The following is a 19,812-nucleotide window of genomic DNA, read 5'->3' as shown; positions in this document are numbered from 1 at the left end:
GTCGAAGAAGCCCGCGGACATGCCGCCGTCCCAGCCGAAGAAGGCCCGCAACCTGCGGCGCCCCCTCGTCTACGTGCTGCTCTCGATCGGCCTGCTGATCATGTCGGCGCCGTTCCTGTGGATGGCGCTCTCCGCCTTCAAGACACCGCAGGAGCTGACGGCCAGCCCGCCCGTGTGGATCCCGACCGAGTGGACCCTGGACAACTTCCGGGACCTGCTCGACAAGCTGGATCTGCCGCTGTACTTCATGAACTCGGTGATCGTGGCGGTGCTGGTCACCGTCTCGAACCTGGTGTTCTGCTCGATGCTCGGGTACGCCCTGGCCAAACTGAACTTCGCCGGACGCAACAAGATCTTCGGCCTGGTTCTCGGTGCCCTGATGGTGCCCGCCAATCTCATGCTGCTGCCGCTCTTCGTCCTGATGAGCAAGCTTCAGCTGATCGACTCGTACGCCGGCCTGGTGCTGCCGTTCGCCGCCGGAGCCTTCGGTGTCTTCCTCATGCGGCAGTTCATGCAGTCGATCCCGGACGAACTGCTGGAAGCGGCCCGGATGGACGGTGCCGGCGAGTGGTACATCTTCTGGCGGATCGTGATGCCGCTGGTGAAGCCCGCCCTGGCGACGCTCTCGATCTTCACGTTCCTGGGCTCCTGGAACAACTTCGTCTGGCCGCTCGTCGCGACCAACGACCCCGACAAGTACACCCTTCCGGTCGCCCTGGCCACCTTCGCCACCGACCCCAACCAGGCAGGCGGATCCAACGGCACACTGATGGCCGGGTCCTTCCTGATCGTGCTGCCGGTCCTGGTCGTCTTCATCGCGCTCCAGCGGCACTTCACCCAGGGCATCGCGACGGCAGGCATGAAGTAGCCGTCCTTCCGGGCAGGCCGTGCCGGCCGCCCCACCGAAACGTACGAGGCCGGAACCCCACACCTCCTCCGGCCACACCCCTTCACGCACCAGAAAGACAGTTTGCGATGACTCACACCCAGGTCCCGTTCCCCGAAGGCTTCCTGTGGGGCGCCTCCACGGCCGCCCACCAGATCGAGGGCAACAACACCAACAGCGACTGGTGGGTCAAGGAGCACGCCGCGGGCACCCACATCCAGGAGCCCAGCCTGGACGCCTGCGACAGCTACCACCGCTGGCACGAGGACATGGACACGCTGGCCGGTCTGGGCTTCACCGACTACCGGTTCTCCATCGAGTGGGCCCGCATCGAGCCGGCCGAGGGCCAGTTCTCCCGGGCCGAGCTCGCCCACTACCGCCGCATGGTCGAGGGCGCCATCGAGCGCGGCCTGCGCCCCATGATCACCCTGCACCACTTCACCGTGCCGCAGTGGTTCGAGGCGCGCGGCGGCTGGACCGCCGACGGCGCGACCGAGCTCTTCGCCCGCTACGTCGCGGCCTGCGCGCCCGTGATCGGCGAGGGCGTCAGCCACGTCTGCACCATCAATGAGCCGAACATGATCGCCGTGATGGCCGGCCAGGCCAAGCGGGGCGACAACAGCTTCCCGCCCGCCGGTCTGCCGACCCCCGACGACGAGACCACCGAGGCCGTCATCGCCGCACACCACGCGGCCGTCAAGGCGGTCAAGGCGATCAACGCCGGCATCCAGGTCGGCTGGACCATCGCCAACCAGGTCTACCAGGCCCTGCCCGGCGCCGAGGAGGTCACGGCGGCCTACCGGCACCCCCGCGAGGACGTCTTCATCGAGGCCGCCCGCGGCGACGACTGGATCGGTGTGCAGTCCTACACCCGGACCAAGATCGGCCCCGAGGGCCCCATCCCCACGGCCGACGGCGTCGAGCGCACCCTCACGCAGTGGGAGTACTACCCGACCGCCGTCGGCTACGCGCTCCGTCACACCGCCGAGGTTCTCGGCAACGACGTGCCGCTGATCGTGACCGAGAACGGCATCGCGACCGACGACGACAGCCGCCGGATCGACTACTACACCGGCGCGCTGAACGAGGTCGCCTCCGCGCTGGAGGACGGCATCAACATCCAGGGCTACCTGGCCTGGAGCGCGCTCGACAACTACGAGTGGGGCTCCTACAAGCCGACCTTCGGTCTGATCGGCTGGAACCCGGAGACCTTCGAGCGCCTGCCCAAGCCGTCCGCCGTCTGGCTGGGCGAGATGGGCCGCACGCGCGCACTGCCGCGCATCGCCGACTGACGTCGGCCCCCGACCGGGAGCTACCTGACAGCTCCCGCCCGTACGGGAACCGGCGGTACCTGACGGACGCCGGTTCCCGTACAGCCCTGCCCGCGTGCGGCGCCGCCCGTGTCCAGCCCCGCCCACGTGCGGCGCCCGCGCGGGTGCCGCACGTATCACGGCGCCCCGCCCGCGTCATATGTGGCGGCGTGCCGGTGCGGGGCGGAGCGCTCGGGGCCCCGGCCCGGGGCACCGACGCTCAGTTCCAGCCCTTCCGGTACACCGCCCAGTCGTGGTCCCGCGCCGCGAAGTCGACGTACAGCGCGACCCCGAACCGTTGACGGCCGCGGTCCGTGCGCCCCAGCCCCAGTCTGGTGCCCCGGACCGCGGCCGCGACCGTCTCCGCCGACTCGTGGTGTCCGAGGTCGTTCTCGTGGAAGAACGGCAGCCCCATCAGCAGATCGGTGTCCTGGGGCGTCACTTCGAGAGCGAGTGCCGTCTGCTGGGCGACATAACCGCCGTACATGCCCTCCAGCGGCATCCAGGTGTCGTACGACATGACGGCGATCTGGTCGACCCGGCGCGCGACCTGCCCGAAGAACTTCTGCGACCACCATTTCTGTCGGCCGCTGAGCGCCCCCAGGACACGGTGCGCCGTCGGCAGCGGGTCGATCTGGTGGGCGGCGATCGACAGGGGGACCTCGCGGACCTGCGTGAGTTCGCGCAGGTGGTCGAGGAGCAAGAGGTAGTGGCCGTCGCCCGAGTGCAGCGGTTCCAGGTCGAAATGGACGCCGTCGAACCCGGCGTCCAGGATCTGCCGGGCCGATGCGACGACCGCGCCGCGGGACGCCGCCCGCTCCAGGCGCAGCCCGTCCGGACCCTCGGTGGCGAGCTTGTCGCCGAGCCAGGCCTGGACCCGGATGCCGGGCAGGGTGCGGTGTACGGCGTCGAGCAGCCACCGTGCCCGGGGATAGCGGGCGGCGGGCAGGGTGCCGTCGTGTTCCAGGGGCCCGGCGTGGACGTACAGGTCCTTGATGCCGGTGCCCTCGATCCGGGCGGCGAACGCGGCGAGGTCGGCGTCGTCCTTGCGCCCGTCGACCCAGGCGTGGCCGAGCCAGATGGCATCGCGGCCACGGGTGCGGGTGCCGTCGCCGGGGTCACCCGAATAGTTGAGCCGCAGGGCGATCCCGGCGGTGAGCACCGGTACCACGATCACCAGGACCGCTCCCAGCGCGATCCGTCTGGGCCAGGTCCAGCGGAACCGCGCCCTCGTGGTCCATATGCCCCGGCCCGGCACGTCGCCGACCCCGTCCCGCTCGCCCCGCCCCGGCGCATTGCCGGCCCCGTCCCGCACGCCCCCGTTGCGTACAGCCCCGGTCAGGCGCCCCGTCCACTTGCCGCGCACGTCCGTACCCCCTGTTGTGTCGGTGTGCCGTCGCAGTATGCCCGGCGCGGTGCCGCACCGGTGAAGGATCGCCCGGTCGCGGGTGACAGAGGGTGGACATAGCCTCACAAACGTGATGTCGCTCGTGAGCCGCACCCGGATACCCATACCGGGCCGGGCCCTTCTCACCGTGCTGTTGACGGTGTGCTGGCTGGCCCTCCCCACCGCGCCGACCGCTCGCGCCGACGATCCCGTCCCCCTGTCCCGGGACGGGCAGATCACCGACAAGGTGGGGGCGCTCGGGGACCGCAAGGACCAGGTCAGGACCGCACTCGACCGGCTGTACGCCGACCGCCGCATCCAGCTCTTCGTGGTGTACGTACGAGACTTCTCCGGCCGGTCCGCGCAGAGCTGGGCCGATGCGACGGCCGACCTCAACGGACTCGGCCGCGACGACGTCCTGCTGGCCGTCGCCACCCATGACCGGCAGTACGCGTACACCGTCGAACAGGGCTCGCGTTTCACCGACGCCCAACTCCAGGACGTGGCGAGCACGGCCATCGAGCCCGCGCTCCGCCAGTACGACTGGGCCGGCGCGGCGATCGGCGCCGCGAACGGGTACTCCGCCGTACTGGCGGACAAGGCCGTGCCCACCCCGGCGATCACACCTGGCGTCGCCGATCCCGGAACCGGGAGTTCCGGTGGGACGAGTGCCGGGGACCTGATTCTTCCGGTGGTCGTCGTCGGCGGCGCGGCAGCGATCGCCGCTTACGCGTACGCCCGGCGCAGGAGGCGCGCCGCGACCCGCACCACTCCCGGAGCGGCCGGCTGGGGTCCGGCCCCCGCCGGAGCGGGCGGGCCACAGCGTCCGCCGACTCCGTTGCCGGAGCTCGATGCCCGGGCGAAGGAGGCGCTGGTGGACACCGACGACGCGGTTCGCACCAGCGAGGAGGAACTGGGGTTTGCCACCGCCCAGTTCGGCGAGGAGGCCGCTGCTCCCTTCACCGAGGCCGTCACCTACGCGAAGGACAAGCTGACAGCCGCGTTCCGGTTGCGCCAGCAGCTGGACGACGCCTTTCCCGAGGACGATGCGACGCGGCGCCGGATGCTGGACGAGATCATCAGCCGTTGCACGGACGCCAACACCCGCCTCGACGCCGTGTCCGAGGACTTCGACCGGCTGCGCGCCCTGGAACGCAACGCTCCACAGGCCCTGGCCACGGCCGAGACCGCCTTCCGCGCCCTCGCCGGCCGCGTCTCCACGGCCGGGACCGCCCTGACCGCGATGCGCAACCGGTACGCGGAGTCGGCCTCCGCGTCCGTCGCCGGTGCCGTCGAACAGGCCAAGGACCGGCTCGTCTTCGCCACTTCCGGTCTCAATCAGGCCCGGCAGTCGGTGGACAGCGGGAACAACGCCGCAGCGGCGGTGTTCGTACGGGCCACCGAGGGCGCCGTGGACCAGGCGACCACCCTCATCGATGCCGTGGACCGGCGGAGCCGGGAACTCTCGGAGGCGGCGGGCAGGCTGCCTGCCGCCCTCACCGAGATGGAGACCGACCTGGCCGATGCGGGCGGGCTGCTCGAAGGCACCGGGGCGGGCGTGTCGACGGCGGATCTGCGGGGCCGGATCGCCCGCGCGGAGTCGGTGCTCAGCGATGTGAAGGGGGAGGTGCGGGCCGGCCCGTACGACCCGATCGATGCGCTGCGCAGGGTGGAGGAGGCGGACGCGGCGCTCGACGCGGCGCTGTCGGGCACCCGCGAACAGGAGCAGGGCAACCGGCGGGCCCGCTCCCTCCTGGATCAGGCGACGCTCACCGCGCGTTCGGCGATCGCCGCCGCCGCGGACTACATCACCACGAACCGCGGAGCCGTGGGCAGCCAGGCCCGCACCCGCCTCGCAGAGGCCCAGCGGCGGTTCGACCGGTCCCGTGAACTGGCTGGGACCGACGATCCCCAGGGCGCGCTGGCCGAGGCGCAGCAGGCGGACTCCCTGGCCGGGCAGGCGAGGAGCCTGGCCGAACAGGATGTGCGGTCGTACGGGGGCGGGGGCGGTCCGGGCGGTCCGGGCGGTGTGCAAGGAGGGGGCGGCGGGGTCGGCGGTGCGGTGCTCGGCGGGATCATCCTCGGCGGACTCCTGGGCGGCGGCGGGGGCGGGGGCGGCCGCGGCGGCGGGGGTTACGGAGGAGCGTTCGGCGGGGGCTTCGGGGGAGGCGGCGGGCCCGGCAGTTTCGGCGGCGGGGGCACGCGCGGTCGGCGGGGCGGCGACGGCCGCTTCTGAGCCGGTGGTACGGCGGCACGGCGGCCCGGCGGCACGGACATCGGCCGACGGCACGTACGTCGGCTCAAGGACTTCATTCGTACGCATTCACACACAGGAGAGATGCCATGACCAAGCAGACCATCCTCGGCCGCGTATCCCAGCTGGCGAAGGCCAACATCAACGCGCTGCTGGATCAGGCGGAGGATCCGCAGAAGATGCTGGACCAGCTGATCCGCGACTACACGGCCAACATCGCGGAGGCCGAGCAGGCGGTCGCCGCGACCATCGGCAATCTGCGGCTGATGCAACAGGACCACCAGGAGGATGTCGACGCGGCCAAGGAGTGGGGCGGCAAGGCGCTCGCCGCCAGTCGCAAGGCCGACGAGCTGCGGGCGGCCGGGGCGGGCGCGGAGGCGGACAAGTTCGACAATCTGGCCAAGGTCGCGCTCGGCCGTCAGCTCCGGTCGGAGAAGGAGGCGAAGACCGCGGAGCCGACCATCGCCTCGCAGACCGAGGTGGTGGACAGGCTCAAGTCCGGGCTGGATCAGATGAAGACCAAGCTGACGGAGCTGAAGTCCAAGCGTGACGAGCTCGTCGCACGCGCCAAGTCCGCCCGGGCGCAGAACCAGATGATGGACTCCGTCAAGAACATCAACGTGCTCGACCCGACCAGTGAACTCAGCCGCTTCGAGGACAAGGTGCGGCGCGAGGAGGCGAGGGCGCTGGGCAAGCAAGAGCTCGCCGCTTCGTCGCTGGACGCCCAGTTCGAGCAGCTGGACAGCCTGGGCGACAGCGCGGAGGTCGAGGCCCGGCTCGCCGCCCTGAAAACGGCCTCGTGATCGCCCCGACAACAGCCTCACGACGGCCAGAGCTCCCGCCGGCCTCCTCCCGGGCAGAGCCGCCGTCGGCAGCCCCACGACGGCCAGAGCTCCCGCCGGCCTCCTCCCGGGGCAGAACCCCCTACAGCCTCCTGCCGGGCGGAACTCCCGGCACCCCTCCTGCCTGGCAGAGCTGCCGGCAGTCTCCTGCCTGGCAGAACTCCCGACAACCTCACCACGGGCAAGCCCTCCCCTGCGGCCCCATGACAGGCGAGTCCTTCCCGCGGCCTCCTGCCGGGCAAGCCCCGGCGGGGCCCGAACCAGTCAGAACATGCTCAGCAGCTGCTCCACCGTGCGCTCGGCGGCCGGCTGTCCGTCGGGCAGTGCCAGTTCGAACCAGACGATCTTGCCGCGCGGTGTCCGTCGTGACCCCCAGGCCACGCTCAGCAGCCCGACCAGCTGCAGCCCTCGCCCACCCTCGTCGGTGTCGCGTGCCCGCCGTCGTCGAGGCTGGACGAGACCTGCGTCCCATACCTCGCACACGAGCGTACGGTCGCGCAGCAGCCTGAGCCGGATCTCGCCCTCCCCGTACCGCAGGGCGTTGGTGACCAGTTCACTGACCAGCAGTTCGGTGGTGTCGACCAGCTCGTCGAGGTCCCAGGCGAGCAGCTGGCCACGGGCCAGTTCACGGGCGCGGCCCACGGACCTCGGCTCACGGGGCAGCCTCCAGTCGCCGACCGCGGCTGCCGACAGCCCCTGGATGCGGGCCATGAGCAAGGCGATGTCGTCCTCGCCGTGCCGGGTGTCGAGAGTGGCCAGTACGTGGTCGCAGACGTCTTCAAGTGTCCGTTCCGGTTCGACGAGCGCCCCGCGCAGAGCCGCCAGTCCTTCGTCGAGCGGATGGTCGCGGGACTCGACGAGGCCGTCCGTGTAGAGGGCGAGCAGGGCGCCCTCCTTCAGTTCGACCTCGACCTCCTCGAAGGGTTCGCCGCCGACACCGAGCGGCATGCCGGGCGGGACGTCGAGCAGCAGGGCGGCTTCGCCCGGCTCGACCACGGCAGGGGGGAGATGGCCCGCGTTGGCGAAGGTGCACCGCCGGGTGACCGGGTCGTAGACCGCGTACACACAGGTCGCCAGGTAGACCTCGGAGAGGTCCGCCTCGCGGGACTTGTGGGCGGCCCGTGAGGGCCACTGCGCGCCGCCGGAACCGTCGGAGGAGGTGCTGCCGCCGGGGGTGCCGAGCCCGCGGGCGACCTCGTCGAGCGCGGAGAGCACCTCGGCGGGTTCCAGGTCCAGGAGGGCCAGGGTCCTTACGGCGGTGCGCAGTTCGCCCATGGCCACGGCGGCCCGCAGTCCGCGGCCCATGACGTCGCCCACGACGAGGGCGGTGCGGTGGCCGGGGAGTTCGATCACGTCGAACCAGTCGCCGCCCACCTCGGTGGCCGTGTTGCCGGGGAGGTAGCGGCAGGCGATGTCGAGACCGGCGGCCACGGGGTCGCCGGGTGGCAGGAGGCTGCGCTGGAGGATCAGCGCGCGCTCGTGCTCGCGCCGGTAGAGGCGGGCGTTGTCGATACAGACCGCGGCGCGGGCGGCGAGTTCCGTGGCCAGCGCACGGTCCCGCTCGCCGAAGGGTTCGCTGCCCTTCGTACGGGAGAACTGGACGAGACCGACCACCGTGTCGTGGGCGACCATCGGTACGGCGAGCGTGGACTGGACGAAACCCCGGTCGTCGCCGGGCACATCCTCGACACGACCGGTGCGCAGAGCGATGGCACAGGGCGAGTCGTACGAGAAGCGGTGTACGGCGCCGAGCGCGGGCGGGCCGGTGCCTGTGCCCGTGCCGGGTGCGGCGTTGTCCACGACAGCGGGCAGGGCGTCCGACACGGCACTGGCGAGGGCGACGCGGCGCAGTTCGGCCGAGCCACCGACGGACTCCTGACGGAGCGAGTCCCAGCTGCCGGGCGGCGCCTCGTCGCCGGTGAGCAGCCCCTGGTAGAGGTCGACGGAGGCGAGGTCGCAGAAGCCGGGCACGGCGACGTCGAGGAGTTCGCGGGCGGTGGTCTCCAGGTCGAGGGAGTTGCCGATATGGGCACTGGCCTCGTTGAGCAGGGCGAGGTTGCGGCGGGCGCTGGCGGCCTCGCGGGCGGCGATGTGCCGTCGGGTCACATCGGTGGCCAGTCCGGCGATGCCGATGGGGCGGCCCGATCCGCTGTGCACGCGGTAGAGGTTCATGGACCAGTGGCGGCTGCCGGTATCGCCGGGCGCGGTGCCGACGAGCTGGAGATCGGTGACGGATGCGCCGGTCTCCAGAACCCGCTCCAGGGTGGCGGTGAGCCGGTCCGCCTCGGGGCGGGAGAGGTAGTCCTCGACCGTACGGCCTCGGTGGTCGGCGGCCTGGCCGCCGAAGACGGTGGCGAAGCGCTGGTTGGCTCGTACCACCGTGAGGTCCGTACCGAACAACACGAAACCGAAGGGAGATTGGCCGAATATGGCCTGTGACGCAGCCAGTTCCGTCTCGATGCGGCGCAGCGCGCGGACATCCACGACGATGCAGAGCGCGGCCCGTTCCCCGCTCTCCGTCTCACTCGGCATCACATAGATCTCGGCGAGCCCGTGCACGGCGTCGTCGCCCGGTATCCGGAAGGGGACGAGGCCCGTCCACTCCTTGCCGTCGAGGATCTCGCCGACCCGGCGGTGCCCGTCCGCGCGCAGTTCGGCAGGCATGAACGCCTCGACCGGATCCGTGCCCACCGCTTTGTCTGCGGCAATGCCGAAGAGGCCGGCGGCCCGGCGGCTCCATTGCTCGATCAGGCCGTCGGGGCCGATCGAGAAGGAGGCGACCCTGATGTAGTCATAGATCGAGCCAGGCGGGCTGCTCTGCCACACGACATCGCCCGCTGTCCCAGGTATTTCGCTCACGCGACCGTCCCCTCCAGCTCACACACCGGACCGGTCCTGCACGCAGTATTCAGCACTGCGGCCCCTACCGACACGGCGTTCACGATCACAGCACGGTCTCAGTCCCTTTCAGCCAGGTTCTGTCCGACCCTTGTGATCGCTGTGCGTCCCACCCCACTCCTAACCAGGCAGGGCCAGCTCGAACCACACCGTCTTGCCGCTCTTTCCGCGACTGGTCCCCCAGCGGCGTGCGGAACTGGCCACCAACTGCAGCCCTCTGCCACCCTCGTCGTCGGGTCCCGCCATACGTTCAGTGGGCGGATCCGGAAGCGGATCGGAGACTTCCACGAGCAGTCCGGGGCGGGCGGCAGGGGCGTCGCCGTTGGGATGGGGGCGCAGCAGCCGTACACCGATGGGGCCCGATGTGTACCGCAGCGAGTTGGTCACCAACTCGCTGACCAGCAGAACTGTCATATCCCCGACGGCGGCGTCGAGCCCCCAGCCGCGCAGCGCCTCATGGACCGCATGCCGCGCGCTGCGCACGGCTCCCGGCACAGCCGGAAAGGTCCACTCGGCGCAGTCGCCTTCGGTGTCGATCACGCCGATCACTTCCCAGGACCAGCAACGGGGAACATCCTGCTTACGAGGGATAATCAGCACATACCCGATATTCGGGACGAACTACCGCCGGCATCAACACGTGGGGCGTACGGGTGTATGGCCGCGCGCACGAACAGATGGACACAGAGAGGAGGGGCGCACGGGGCAAGCAGCACGCGCCGCCGGAATCCACGTCAGCACGCGCCGCCGGAATCCACGTCAGCACGCGCCGCCGGAATCCACGTCAGCACGCGCCGCCGGAATCCAGGTCAGTGGGGCGCGCCGTCCGGCAGGCGACGCATCGCCTCCGCGACCGCGGGGAGGTCCTGGTCCAGCCAGTCGACCGCGTCGCTCTCGCCCGGGCCGATCCAGCGCAGTTCGTCATGGTCCTGGAGCGGCGCGGGCACCCCGGACACCAGGCGGGCCGTCCACACCCGGAGCACGTACCCGGGCTTCAGCGGCCACTCGCCGGGGATGCGCTCCAGCGGTTCCGTCTCCACGCCGAGTTCCTCGCGGAGCTCCCGCACGAGCGCCTGCTCGCCGCTCTCCCCCGGCTCCAGCTTCCCGCCGGGCAGTTCCCACCGGCCGGCCAGCTCGGGCGGGGCGCTACGGCGCGCGGCCAGCAGGCGACCTTGGTCGTAAACGGCTCCGGCCACCACCACACGATCGTTCATGAGCCGGAGCGTAACGCCCCCGTCCCGCTCCTGTCGGACGCCCTACGGCCGGGCGCTCTGCCCGATGCGCTCCACCCAATAAAGCTGCTTGTGGCCATGGCTGTCGAGCTTGTCGGCAATCTTCCGGGCCTCGCCCTGCGTGGCATACCTGCCGACGCGGTAGCGATTGCCGTTGTCGTCCTGCCGTATCACCAGCCAGGGGAGCTCGGCACCGCTGTCGCTCATCGGGCCTCTCCCCAGCATTGCGCCCCTCCCTCGAACGGCATGCACGTCTCTAAGGATCCCCAGGAAACCGCAGTACGCATATGCCGGAGCCTACGCCTGACCTTCACTCAACGGATAAGTAATTACACAAAGAGATACCGATCCGGCCATCAAGAAGGGGCGCACCCGGCCGAATGCGCCCCCTGTGGCAGTTACACCCCCCGGCGCCCGCCGGCCCCTATCGCGCCTCCTGCGCCGCCGCACGCACCGTCGGCATCGGCATGAGGACGGGGTCGACCGACGGCTGCTCGCGACAGATGTCCCCGCGCTCCGCGTCCAGTGAGCAGCACAGCGAGCAGATCGGCCCCGCCCGTACGGGACAGTCAGCGATGCCCGCCAGTTCGTGGGCGGTTTCGCAGACCGCACAGGTGTGGGTGGTGGTGATGTTTGTCCGCGATCCCGACACCGGCCCATTCACCGGGTGGGGCCGGGCAAGGCAGCACTCCCCCTTCGTCGCCCGGGCGATCAACAGCCGCAGCCCGCCGGGACCGGCGCCACTGTCAGATAAGAGCGGGACATGACAAGCCATCGCAGCCGGCGATGGCCCGTCGATTACGGGAGCCGGCAGGGCATTGACTTGCCGTCACCGGCACGGGACGGCACCCTCCGCGCATCCGTCATCTGACCGAAAGGTGATAGGCGATCCGGAAACGGTCGGCGGGCACCACCACGTCCGCCGTCTCGACCGGGCGGCCCGATGCGTAATACGTACGCTCGATCACCATCACCACATGACCCGGAACGCCGCCGAGCGCCAGGAGCTCCTCCGCCAGCCCCGGGCGCGCGCCGACCTGCTCGGCCACGTTGTCCACGACGACATCGATCGCGGCCATCCGCTCGACCACCCCACAGCCGCCCAACGGGCCCTCCTCCGGCAGCATCACCGGCGTACGCCCCGTCACGGCGAGGGGTTCCCAGGAGGTGGAGAGCATCATCGGCTCACCGGCCTCCCGGAAGGTGTATCTCGTGCACATCACCCGGTCACCCGGCTCGATGCCCAGCCGCTCGGCGATCTCGGCGCTCGCGCCCTCCTGCTCGCTGCGGGACTCCCATGTTCCACGCACCCCCTCTGCCGTCTGCTCCTGACGGAACGGGCTGGCCCCGGCCCCGGGCCGGTAGCCGGAGCGGGCGATCCGGCGCGGGACCGGGCGTTCACGCACATACGTACCGGACCCGGAGCGTCCCTCGACCAGGCCCTCGGCCATCAGCACCTTGCGCGCCTCCAGCGCGACGGTGTCCGACACCCCGTACTCCTCGCGAATACGGGCCTGCGAGGGCAGGCGCGCATGCGGCGGCAGCAAACCGTTGACGATCTTCTCTCTCAGATCGCTTGCAACACGCAGATAGGCGGGCTGCTCACCGAAAGCCACAAGCCACTCCCAACAGGTTGACAGTCTGCAACAGCCTGACAACCATCGGTTGTGGACCGCAAGCGCAGGCCAGAGTTTCACCCGAAGTGATGATTCGCGCCGACCATGCGCATATCCCGCCACCAACCGCCGTGCAGGCCTCATCCCTTCTCCCCCAGGGCTCCTCCCAACCCCTTGACCCCTTTGATCCAGACCAATAGCTCTCTCCGCAGAGCGCGACTCATGTACCTCTCAGCACGGTCCGGGCGGCGCGATGTGCTGGTCACTGGACGGGGACACGGACGACGGCGAGCCGATGACCACCGTCGACCGGCACCTCGACCGGCGTCGGCGCACGGCGTGTGGGGCGGCCCCGGATGCGGCCACCCCACACACACGTTCACCGGCTCACGGAGCCGTCATCAGAACTGCAGGGCCCAGGAGTTGATTCTCCCGGTGTCGGCCGCCGCGTTGTCGCTGACCCGCAGCTTCCAGGTGCCGTTGGCCACCTCCGACGAGGCGTTCACCGAGTACGTGGTGACCACGTTGTCGCTGCTGCCGCCCGATCGGTACGCCTTCAGGTTGTAGACCGAACCGTCGGGTGCGACCAGGTCGATCTTCAGGTCGCCGATGTACGTGTGGGTGATATTGACCGGCACGCTCAGCGCGGCCGGCGCGTTGCCGGTAACGCCGGTGACGGTGATCGGCGACTCGACGGTGGAGTTGTCCCTGATGGTGTAGCTCGTCGTGTTCTCGAACTTCGGGCCCGGCGGCGTAGTGGTGCCGGTGCCGACGTTCAGGAGCCGGTTCGGGGACCCCGTCCCCGGGTTCGTCACCACTCCTGTGGCGGCTGCGGCGACCAGTCCGGCGGAGACCTGTGCCGGGCTGTCGCTCGGGTGGTCGGCCAGGTAGAGGGCCGCGGCGCCGGCGACATGCGGGGTCGCCATCGACGTACCGGAGATCGTGCTGGTGGCGCTGTCGCTGTTGTTCCAGGCCGAGGTGATCGACGAGCCCGGGCCGAAGATGTCCAGCACGCTGCCGTAGTTGGAGAAGCTGGAGCGGGCGTCCGTGCTGGTCGTGGAGCCGACCGTGATGGCCTCGGTGACCCGGGCCGGGGACTTCGTGGAGGCGTCGGTCGACTCATTGCCCGCGGCCACCGCGTAGGTGATGCCGGACGCGATGGACTTCCGTACGGCGGCGTCGAGCACGGAGTCGGCCCCGCCGCCCAGGCTCATGTTGGCGACGGCCGGCTTGACGGCGTTCGCTGTCACCCAGTCGATGCCCGCGACGACCTGCGCGGTCGTACCGGAGCCGCTGTTGTCGAGGACCCGGACGGCGACGATCTTCGCCTTCTTGGCGACGCCGTACGCCGAACCGGCGACGGTGCCCGCCACATGGGTGCCGTGGCCGTAGCCGTCCTGCGCGGTGTTGTCGTTGTCGATGGCGTCGTAGCCGTACGAGGCCCGGCCACCGAAGTCGCTGTGGGTGATCCGGACACCGGTGTCGATGACGTATGCGGTGACACCCTCGCCCGCCTTGTCGGGGTAGGTGTAACTCTGGTTCAGCGGCAGGGTCTTCTGGTCGATCCGGTCCAGCCCCCACGAGGGCGGCGAGGGCTGGGTGCCGGAGACCGTGAAGGTCCGGTTCTGCACAACGGACTCGACGGCCGGGTCCGCGGCGAACTTCTTCGCCTGCGCGGCGGAGAGTTCGACCGCGTAGCCGTTGAGGGCGGCGCGGTAGGTCTTCTTGATCTCGGCGCCGTACTTCTTGGCGAGCGCCTTGCCCTGCGCGGAGCCGGCGTAGGCCGCCGCCTCGTCGAGCGTGACGATGTAGCTGCCGCTGATGGTGCCCGGAGCACCGGCGTTCTCGATCCGGCCTTCCGCCGTCGCCCCTGCCGCGGTGGCGGGGAACGCCGCCGCGGTGGAAAGCGCGAGGGCGGCACCGGCTATGACACTCGCTGCGGCAAGTCTTCGACGCGCGTGGGGGGTGTGACGCATCACTGACATGTGAGGGGTCCTCCTCGATTGCGTTGCGCTGGTGGGGGGTTCTACGAGGTACGCGGCACGGCAGGACGGATATCATGGGCATGACAATCATCTGCTACCGATTCCGCGCTGCCCACGACCCGGCCGACAGCGAAAGATTGACCGATCCACAGGAATCGCACAAGGGTGCGTGTCATGCCACCGCCACTCGGCCGCCACTCGGCCGCTACACGCCCGACATGTCGGCGGGCATGGCCCTGTATCTCTGCCCGCAGGACAGCACCCGCGCCGAAACCACCGCTCTCATCTGGTGCTGCCCGGTCTGCCGCGGCCCCTGGGACCTCGATTTCGAGGCCGCCTGGCCGCTCTCGCTCAACTCCCTGACCGGACGTGCCAATTCACTGTGGCGTTACGAAGAGGCGCCGTTCCCGGCCTCACCCGCTACCACCCTCGGCGAGGGCCGCACCCCGCTCGTCCCGCTCACCGCACGGTCTCGGCCAAGCTCGACTTCCTGATGCCGACGCTCTCCTTCAAGGACCGCAGCGCCGCGATGCTCGCCGAACCGGCCCGCCGTCTGTCGCCCGAGATGTGGGAAGACCTCGGCGGCCGCCTCCTGGACGCCATCGCCGTGCCGGTCGGCAACAGCACCCTCTCGCCGGCACGGAGCCCGCCCAGGCGCTGCGTCCACTGACACGCCGACAGGAAGGCTGCCCCGCTCCTTGATCGGCCGTTCACCCGCGCGCCGCGCGCCGTGCACCGCCGCTGGGCGCGCGCTTCCCTACCTTCGTACGGTGAGCCTCTCGCGCATCTGTCTCCTCACGTCCCTGACGTCCCTGGTCGCAGGCGCGCTGATCGCGCCGCCTCCGCCCCTCTCCTACGCGGCCACTCCCCTCCCGCCCGCGCCCACGGCCTGCGAACGGGACACCGACCCCGCCTGGGCGCCGACCTCCACCCGGTTCGGTGAAGCCGACGGCTACGCCCCCTATGTCGGCAACGGCTATCTGGGCCACCGAGTGCCCGCCACAGGCGCCGGATATGCCGCGTCGCGCGAGAAGACCGGCTGGCCGCTGTTCACTCCGCGCTACGACGGAGCCTTCGTCTCTGGCCTGTTCGGGCGCGACAAGGACCTCGCCGGCGGCCGCGAGGTGGCCGCCGCACTGCCGAGCTGGACGACTCTCGACGTGCGTGTGGGCAACGAGACCTACAGCTCCGACACGCCCCCGGGCAGCATCTCGCACTACCGCCAGACGGTGTTCCTGCGCTGCGGCCTGGTGCGTACGTCACTGCGCTGGACCACGGCCGACGGGCGCGCGACGGACCTGACGTACGAGGTGCTCGCCGACCGGTCCGATGTGCACACCGGCGCCGTACGGCTGAGCATGACTCCCCACTGGAGCGGTACGGCGACCGTCACCGGCCGCCTCGACCCGCGGGGCGCACGCCGGATCACTCTGAACGACGACGGAACGTTCCGCACGCAGGGCACCGGGACAGCGGGCGCCATCGTCCAGACGATGCGCACCGGCGGATCGGCGCCGACGCAGAGCACTCACCAGCTACGCGGCACGCACCAGGTGCGCGAGGGGCGCACGTACACCTTCGAGAAGTACGTGGGAGTCGACACCGCGCTCACCTCGTCCGCCCCGCGCACCGCCGCCCGCGAGGCGTCCCGGCGCGCGGCCCGGCGCGGCTGGTCCGGTGTCCTCGCCTCGAATGCCGCCGCCTGGCGGCAGGCCTGGACGTCCGACATCTCCGTACCGGACAGCCCCGAGCTGCAGAAGTGGCTGCGGTCGGCGCAGTACGGACTTCTCGCCTCCACCCGCACCGGGTCCCGCGACAGCATCGCCCCGGCCGGTCTGACCAGCGACAACTACGCGGGCCTGGTGTTCTGGGACGCCGAGATCTGGATGTACCCGGGGCTGCTCGTCACCCGCCCGGAGCTGGCCCGTTCGGTCGTCGAGTACCGCTACCGCACGCGCGGAGCCGCCCGTGCCAACGCCCGGGGGCTGGGATTCCGGGGCCTGTTCTATCCGTGGACGAGCGCGAGCAGGGGCGATCTCCGGTCGGAGTGCCAGAGCTGGGACCCCCCGCACTGCATCACCCAGAACCACCTCCAGGGTGATGTCTCACTCGCCGTCTGGCAGTACTACCTGGCGACCGGGGACCGCGACTGGCTGGCCGGGCACGGGTGGCCGCTGCTTCGGGGGATCGCCGACTTCTGGGTGTCACGGGCCACCGCCAACGACGACGGCAGCTACTCGGTGAAGGATGTCGCGGGCCCCGACGAGTACAGCAACGGCGTCACCGACGGGGTCTTCACCAACGCGGTCGCGGCCACGGCTCTGCGCAACGCCACCCGTGCGGCGCAGCTGCTCGGGCATCCTGCGCCGGCCGAGTGGACGCGGGTCGCGGACGGTCTACGCATCCCGTACGACCCGAAGCGGAAGCTCTTCCTCCAGTACGCGGGCTACAACGGCTCGACGATCAAACAGGCCGACACGGTGCTGCTGATCTACCCACTTGAGTGGCCGATGGAGCCGGGCGCCCGGGCGTCCACGCTCAACTACTACGCCGAGCGCACCGATCCGGACGGCCCGGCGATGACGGACTCGGTCCATGCGATCGACGCGGCCGCGATCGGGGAAGCCGGCTGCGCAACGTACACCTATCTCCAGCGTGCCGTGCGCCCGTTCATGCGCGGTCCGTACGCCCTCTTCAGTGAGGCCCGGGGCACGAAGTCCGGCGCCCAGGACCCTCTGTCGGGCTTCCCCGCCCAGGACTTCCTCACCGGGAAAGGCGGATTCCTCCAGGTCTTCACGCACGGCCTGACGGGCCTTCGGCTGCGGGAGGACGGGGTGCGTCTCGATCCGCTGCTGCCGCCGCAGCTGGGCAAAGGCGTCACGCTGACGGGCCTGCGCTTCCGGGGCCGTGTGTACGACATCGCGATCGGCCCCCTGACGACGACGGTCCGGCTGACCTCCGGTGTCCCCTTCACCGTCCACACTCCCACCGGGCCCCGCCTCCTCACCGGCACGCTCACCCTCCCCACCCGCCGCCCCGACCTCGCCCGGACGACCGACGCGGCCCGCTGCCGCCCGGTGACAGCGACCTCCGAGACCCCCGGCCTGTACGCGGCCGCCGCGGTGGACGGCAGCCCGGCCACGTCCTGGTCCCCGAACGGCGTGACGGGCACACTGACGGTGGACCTGGGGCGCACGGCCCCGGTGACCTCGATCGAGCCGGAGTGGACGGACGTGCGCTCCTCCTCGTACCGCCTGGAGACATCGGTGAACGGCACGGGCTGGCATCCGTACCGGCGGGGGGCGGTGGCCCGTCGGGTGCGGCTTACGGTCACCGGCGAGGATCCGGAGAAGCCGGTGGGCGTAAGGGAGTTGAGGGTCACGCAGCCCTAGGGTGTGATTCGAAAGTCCCGCCTGCCCGGAGCCCTCCCGGATCGCCGGAGCACGTCGCACTACCCTCCGGGCCACCGGCCGTCCGAGGAGGATTCCGCCCAGCACCAGGGCCGGCCCGCAGAGCGATGAGGTGGGGCAGGCCGAACCCGCGCTCTTACAGCTTGCGCGTTCTCTTTGAGAATGTCGCGCCGAAAGCTTTTCCGTATTCAACCAGCCAGTCATGGCTCGAGGAGTTGTCTCCATCGACCGTTCGCCATGCGCCGTTACGCGGGTGCGCGACCGGAAAGCAAGTGAAGAGCGGCCGAAGCATGAGAAAATGTACGCGAAGACGCTGCGGGAGCTGGGGTCGGTGTCGTACGAGACGCTACCCGGAGATTGCCGGTTCGAACTGAGGCCGTCTCCAGAGACCCAGCTGAACGAACGGGAAAGCGGGCCGGCAGCGGACCGGGCCGAACAAGACGGTAGTCGCCAACGCCCAGTAGCCCAAAGCGAATCGTTCCCGTTGATCCGTAACGTGCGTGGCCCCTGAAGCCCCAGCGCGCTGATGAGACAGTCCAGTTCACTCCTACGCCTTTGGACTGATGGACATGCAGAAGACAGCCTTGCGAAACATTACTGTCGCAGTGGCAGCCTCCTTCGCCTTGGAGGCCGGCATATTGGGCACATCAGCAAGTAGCTCCATTGCCTCACCACAAAACACTCAGGCCTCACCATCGGTGCTCAAGTGCTATACGACCATTGGCAATCCAGACGCGATCGTGTGCTATCGGCTTTCGAAGCGGGCTCTGAACAGGGGCGGCCGGATTACATTCGTCCCCTTCCTCATTCAGGTACCCACGCCTTCGAACCCTCCGCCTCCGGTCGTCGTGAATGTTTTGCCACCGCCCCTGCCCGGTCCGCCTTGAGGGGAACCTCGACCCGAATCCTCCAGCGGCACCGAACACTCACCCCCAGCCACCAACTGGCTGAGCTCGCCTTCACCGAATACCACCGGGCTCCCCGCAGGCAGCGGGCCGGCACACCCGACGGTCCATCCGCGTTGAAGCGGAATGCCTGAGCCCCGACCCTGACCTGCGACAAAGCTTCGCCCAGGCCGCCGACCTGGGATTTCACCGTTTGATTGCGTTGGCCCCCGACGAGCGTTTACGAGCGTTTACGACCGCCCTGCGGACCACCTACGGACCGGGCAGCGTCCCGCAAGGGGGAGGTGGAGCGCCGAGCCGCCTCCCCCGCGCTGCATGCGCGCCCACAGAGCTACGACCGCTGGTAGGATCGACACCATGAGTGGTAGTAGAAAGTACTCCATCAGCCTGCCCGAGGACCTCGCCGAGGCCGTACGCACCCATGTCGGGCCCGGTGGCTTCTCCGCCTACGTCGCCGAAGCCCTGGAACAACGGGTCGCCATGGACAAGCTTCGAGAGATCGTCGCCGACTTCGAGACCGACAACGACGAGCTCACCCGCAAGGAGATCGAGGCCGCCCGCGCGCTGCTGCGCCATGACCACCGACAGGTCGGCGGTGCCGCCGCCTGATGCCTGGCACCCTGCTGCTCGACAGCGAAGGACTCTCCAAGCTCTACCGCAAGGACCGCACCGTCGTGGCTCTGGTCCAGGCAGCATCAGAGGAAGGCGTCCGCGTGGCCACCAGCGCCATGACCACCCTTGAGGCCGATTACGAGCGGATCCACCCGGCCCGCATCAAGTGGGTCCTCTCCCGCGTCGACATTCACGACGTCACCAGAGAGGTCACCGACGAAGCCGCCGCCCTCCTTCGCGCCCATCATCTCCACGGCCACAAGTACGCCATCGACGCCGCCTTCGCCGTCATCGCCCGCAACGCGCCCCAGCCGGTCACCGTCCTCACTTCCGACCCCGAGGACCTGACGCTCCTGTCCGGCCCTTCTGTAGAGGTCGTCAAGGTCTGAAGCGCCGACCACAGCCACGCCAACCAGGCCAGCCGTCAGCCACAGCACTTCGCGGACGAGGACTCCCCGCGGACAGGCACCTGCGC

General features: G+C 70.0%; 15 protein-coding genes and 1 pseudogene. 8 read left to right on the top strand and 8 right to left on the bottom strand.

Going from position 1 to position 19,812, the window contains the following annotated elements; genetic code table 11:
* The first annotated feature begins 19 nt into the window (after positions 1-19).
* Complete coding sequence (locus ACZ3IC_RS03335) at positions 20-868, top strand: carbohydrate ABC transporter permease (RefSeq protein WP_467412144.1); 849 nt, start codon at positions 20-22, stop codon at positions 866-868.
* A gap of 107 nt (positions 869-975) precedes the next feature.
* On the top strand, positions 976-2,178 hold the full coding sequence (locus ACZ3IC_RS03330) for a glycoside hydrolase family 1 protein (protein WP_467411985.1): 1,203 nt from the start codon (positions 976-978) through the stop codon (positions 2,176-2,178).
* Between the two features lie 238 nt (positions 2,179-2,416).
* On the opposite strand, the gene ACZ3IC_RS03325 is transcribed toward ACZ3IC_RS03330, so the two are convergent.
* Positions 2,417-3,454: a hypothetical protein gene (locus tag ACZ3IC_RS03325; protein WP_467412142.1), complete on the bottom strand. Its 1,038-nt coding sequence runs from the start codon at positions 3,452-3,454 to the stop codon at positions 2,417-2,419.
* 223 nt (positions 3,455-3,677) lie between these two features.
* On the opposite strand from ACZ3IC_RS03325, the gene ACZ3IC_RS03320 reads away from it, so the two are divergent.
* Together ACZ3IC_RS03320 and ACZ3IC_RS03315 are read left to right on the top strand one after the other, a co-directional pair.
* Positions 3,678-5,819 (top strand): TPM domain-containing protein, encoded by a 2,142-nt coding sequence (locus ACZ3IC_RS03320; RefSeq protein ID WP_467412139.1) that lies wholly within the window; start codon positions 3,678-3,680, stop codon positions 5,817-5,819.
* A 107-nt stretch (positions 5,820-5,926) separates the two neighbouring features.
* The gene (locus ACZ3IC_RS03315) at positions 5,927-6,640 is read left to right on the top strand and encodes a PspA/IM30 family protein (protein WP_467411983.1); all 714 of its coding nucleotides are present in this window, start codon (positions 5,927-5,929) and stop codon (positions 6,638-6,640) included.
* Positions 6,641-6,943: 303 nt separating this feature from the next.
* On the opposite strand, the gene ACZ3IC_RS03310 is transcribed toward ACZ3IC_RS03315, so the two are convergent.
* The 7 genes from ACZ3IC_RS03310 to ACZ3IC_RS03280 form a co-directional block, all read right to left on the bottom strand.
* Complete coding sequence (locus ACZ3IC_RS03310) at positions 6,944-9,505, bottom strand: SpoIIE family protein phosphatase (protein WP_467412137.1); 2,562 nt, start codon at positions 9,503-9,505, stop codon at positions 6,944-6,946.
* A gap of 192 nt (positions 9,506-9,697) precedes the next feature.
* Complete coding sequence (locus ACZ3IC_RS03305; RefSeq protein ID WP_467412135.1) at positions 9,698-10,126, bottom strand: ATP-binding protein; 429 nt, start codon at positions 10,124-10,126, stop codon at positions 9,698-9,700.
* A 260-nt stretch (positions 10,127-10,386) separates the two neighbouring features.
* The gene (locus tag ACZ3IC_RS03300) at positions 10,387-10,791 is read right to left on the bottom strand and encodes a (deoxy)nucleoside triphosphate pyrophosphohydrolase (RefSeq protein WP_467411982.1); all 405 of its coding nucleotides are present in this window, start codon (positions 10,789-10,791) and stop codon (positions 10,387-10,389) included.
* A gap of 42 nt (positions 10,792-10,833) precedes the next feature.
* Positions 10,834-11,016 carry an SPOR domain-containing protein gene (locus ACZ3IC_RS03295; RefSeq protein ID WP_467412134.1) on the bottom strand — a complete coding sequence of 61 codons (183 nt, stop codon included), beginning with the start codon at positions 11,014-11,016 and terminating at the stop codon, positions 10,834-10,836.
* A gap of 217 nt (positions 11,017-11,233) precedes the next feature.
* Positions 11,234-11,461, bottom strand: a complete 228-nt coding sequence (locus tag ACZ3IC_RS03290) for a hypothetical protein (RefSeq protein ID WP_467411980.1) — start codon at positions 11,459-11,461, stop codon at positions 11,234-11,236.
* 211 nt (positions 11,462-11,672) lie between these two features.
* Entirely contained in the window at positions 11,673-12,425 is a 753-nt protein-coding gene (locus tag ACZ3IC_RS03285; protein WP_467411978.1) for a GntR family transcriptional regulator, read from the bottom strand.
* Positions 12,426-12,826: 401 nt separating this feature from the next.
* A complete protein-coding gene (locus tag ACZ3IC_RS03280) occupies positions 12,827-14,410 on the bottom strand; it encodes a S8 family peptidase (protein ID WP_467411976.1) in 1,584 nt (527 codons plus the stop codon).
* Between the two features lie 218 nt (positions 14,411-14,628).
* Between ACZ3IC_RS03280 and ACZ3IC_RS03275 the strand changes: the two are divergent.
* The 4 genes and pseudogenes from ACZ3IC_RS03275 to ACZ3IC_RS03260 form a co-directional block, all read left to right on the top strand.
* Positions 14,629-14,975, top strand: a pseudogene (locus tag ACZ3IC_RS03275) (threonine synthase); the annotation flags it as partial.
* Positions 14,976-15,180: 205 nt separating this feature from the next.
* Entirely contained in the window at positions 15,181-17,802 is a 2,622-nt protein-coding gene (locus ACZ3IC_RS03270; RefSeq protein ID WP_467411975.1) for a discoidin domain-containing protein, read from the top strand.
* A gap of 1,280 nt (positions 17,803-19,082) precedes the next feature.
* Positions 19,083-19,334 (top strand): hypothetical protein, encoded by a 252-nt coding sequence (locus ACZ3IC_RS03265; RefSeq protein WP_467411974.1) that lies wholly within the window; start codon positions 19,083-19,085, stop codon positions 19,332-19,334.
* Entirely contained in the window at positions 19,334-19,726 is a 393-nt protein-coding gene (locus tag ACZ3IC_RS03260) for a DNA-binding protein (protein WP_467411971.1), read from the top strand. The genes ACZ3IC_RS03265 and ACZ3IC_RS03260 overlap by 1 nt, the downstream gene beginning before the upstream one ends.
* The last annotated feature ends 86 nt before the right edge of the window (positions 19,727-19,812 follow it).

The organism is Streptomyces sp. NPDC002958 (assembly GCF_055563255.1).
The sequence above is the reverse complement of the archived record's forward strand: the minus strand, read 5'-3'. Positions and strand labels throughout refer to the sequence as shown.

What these genes read in the sequence shown, in the direction of transcription:
- ACZ3IC_RS03335 (WP_467412144.1), top strand. Translation starts at nt 20, where the DNA reads ATGCCGCCGTCCCAGCCGAAGAAGGCCCGCAACCTGCGGCGCCCCCTC.
- ACZ3IC_RS03330 (WP_467411985.1), top strand. Translation starts at nt 976, where the DNA reads ATGACTCACACCCAGGTCCCGTTCCCCGAAGGCTTCCTGTGGGGCGCC.
- ACZ3IC_RS03320 (WP_467412139.1), top strand. Translation starts at nt 3,678, where the DNA reads ATGTCGCTCGTGAGCCGCACCCGGATACCCATACCGGGCCGGGCCCTT.
- ACZ3IC_RS03315 (WP_467411983.1), top strand. Translation starts at nt 5,927, where the DNA reads ATGACCAAGCAGACCATCCTCGGCCGCGTATCCCAGCTGGCGAAGGCC.
- ACZ3IC_RS03300 (WP_467411982.1), bottom strand. Translation starts at nt 10,791, where the DNA reads ATGAACGATCGTGTGGTGGTGGCCGGAGCCGTTTACGACCAAGGTCGC.
- ACZ3IC_RS03295 (WP_467412134.1), bottom strand. Translation starts at nt 11,016, where the DNA reads ATGAGCGACAGCGGTGCCGAGCTCCCCTGGCTGGTGATACGGCAGGAC.
- ACZ3IC_RS03280 (WP_467411976.1), bottom strand. Translation starts at nt 14,410, where the DNA reads ATGTCAGTGATGCGTCACACCCCCCACGCGCGTCGAAGACTTGCCGCA.
- ACZ3IC_RS03265 (WP_467411974.1), top strand. Translation starts at nt 19,083, where the DNA reads ATGAGTGGTAGTAGAAAGTACTCCATCAGCCTGCCCGAGGACCTCGCC.
- ACZ3IC_RS03260 (WP_467411971.1), top strand. Translation starts at nt 19,334, where the DNA reads ATGCCTGGCACCCTGCTGCTCGACAGCGAAGGACTCTCCAAGCTCTAC.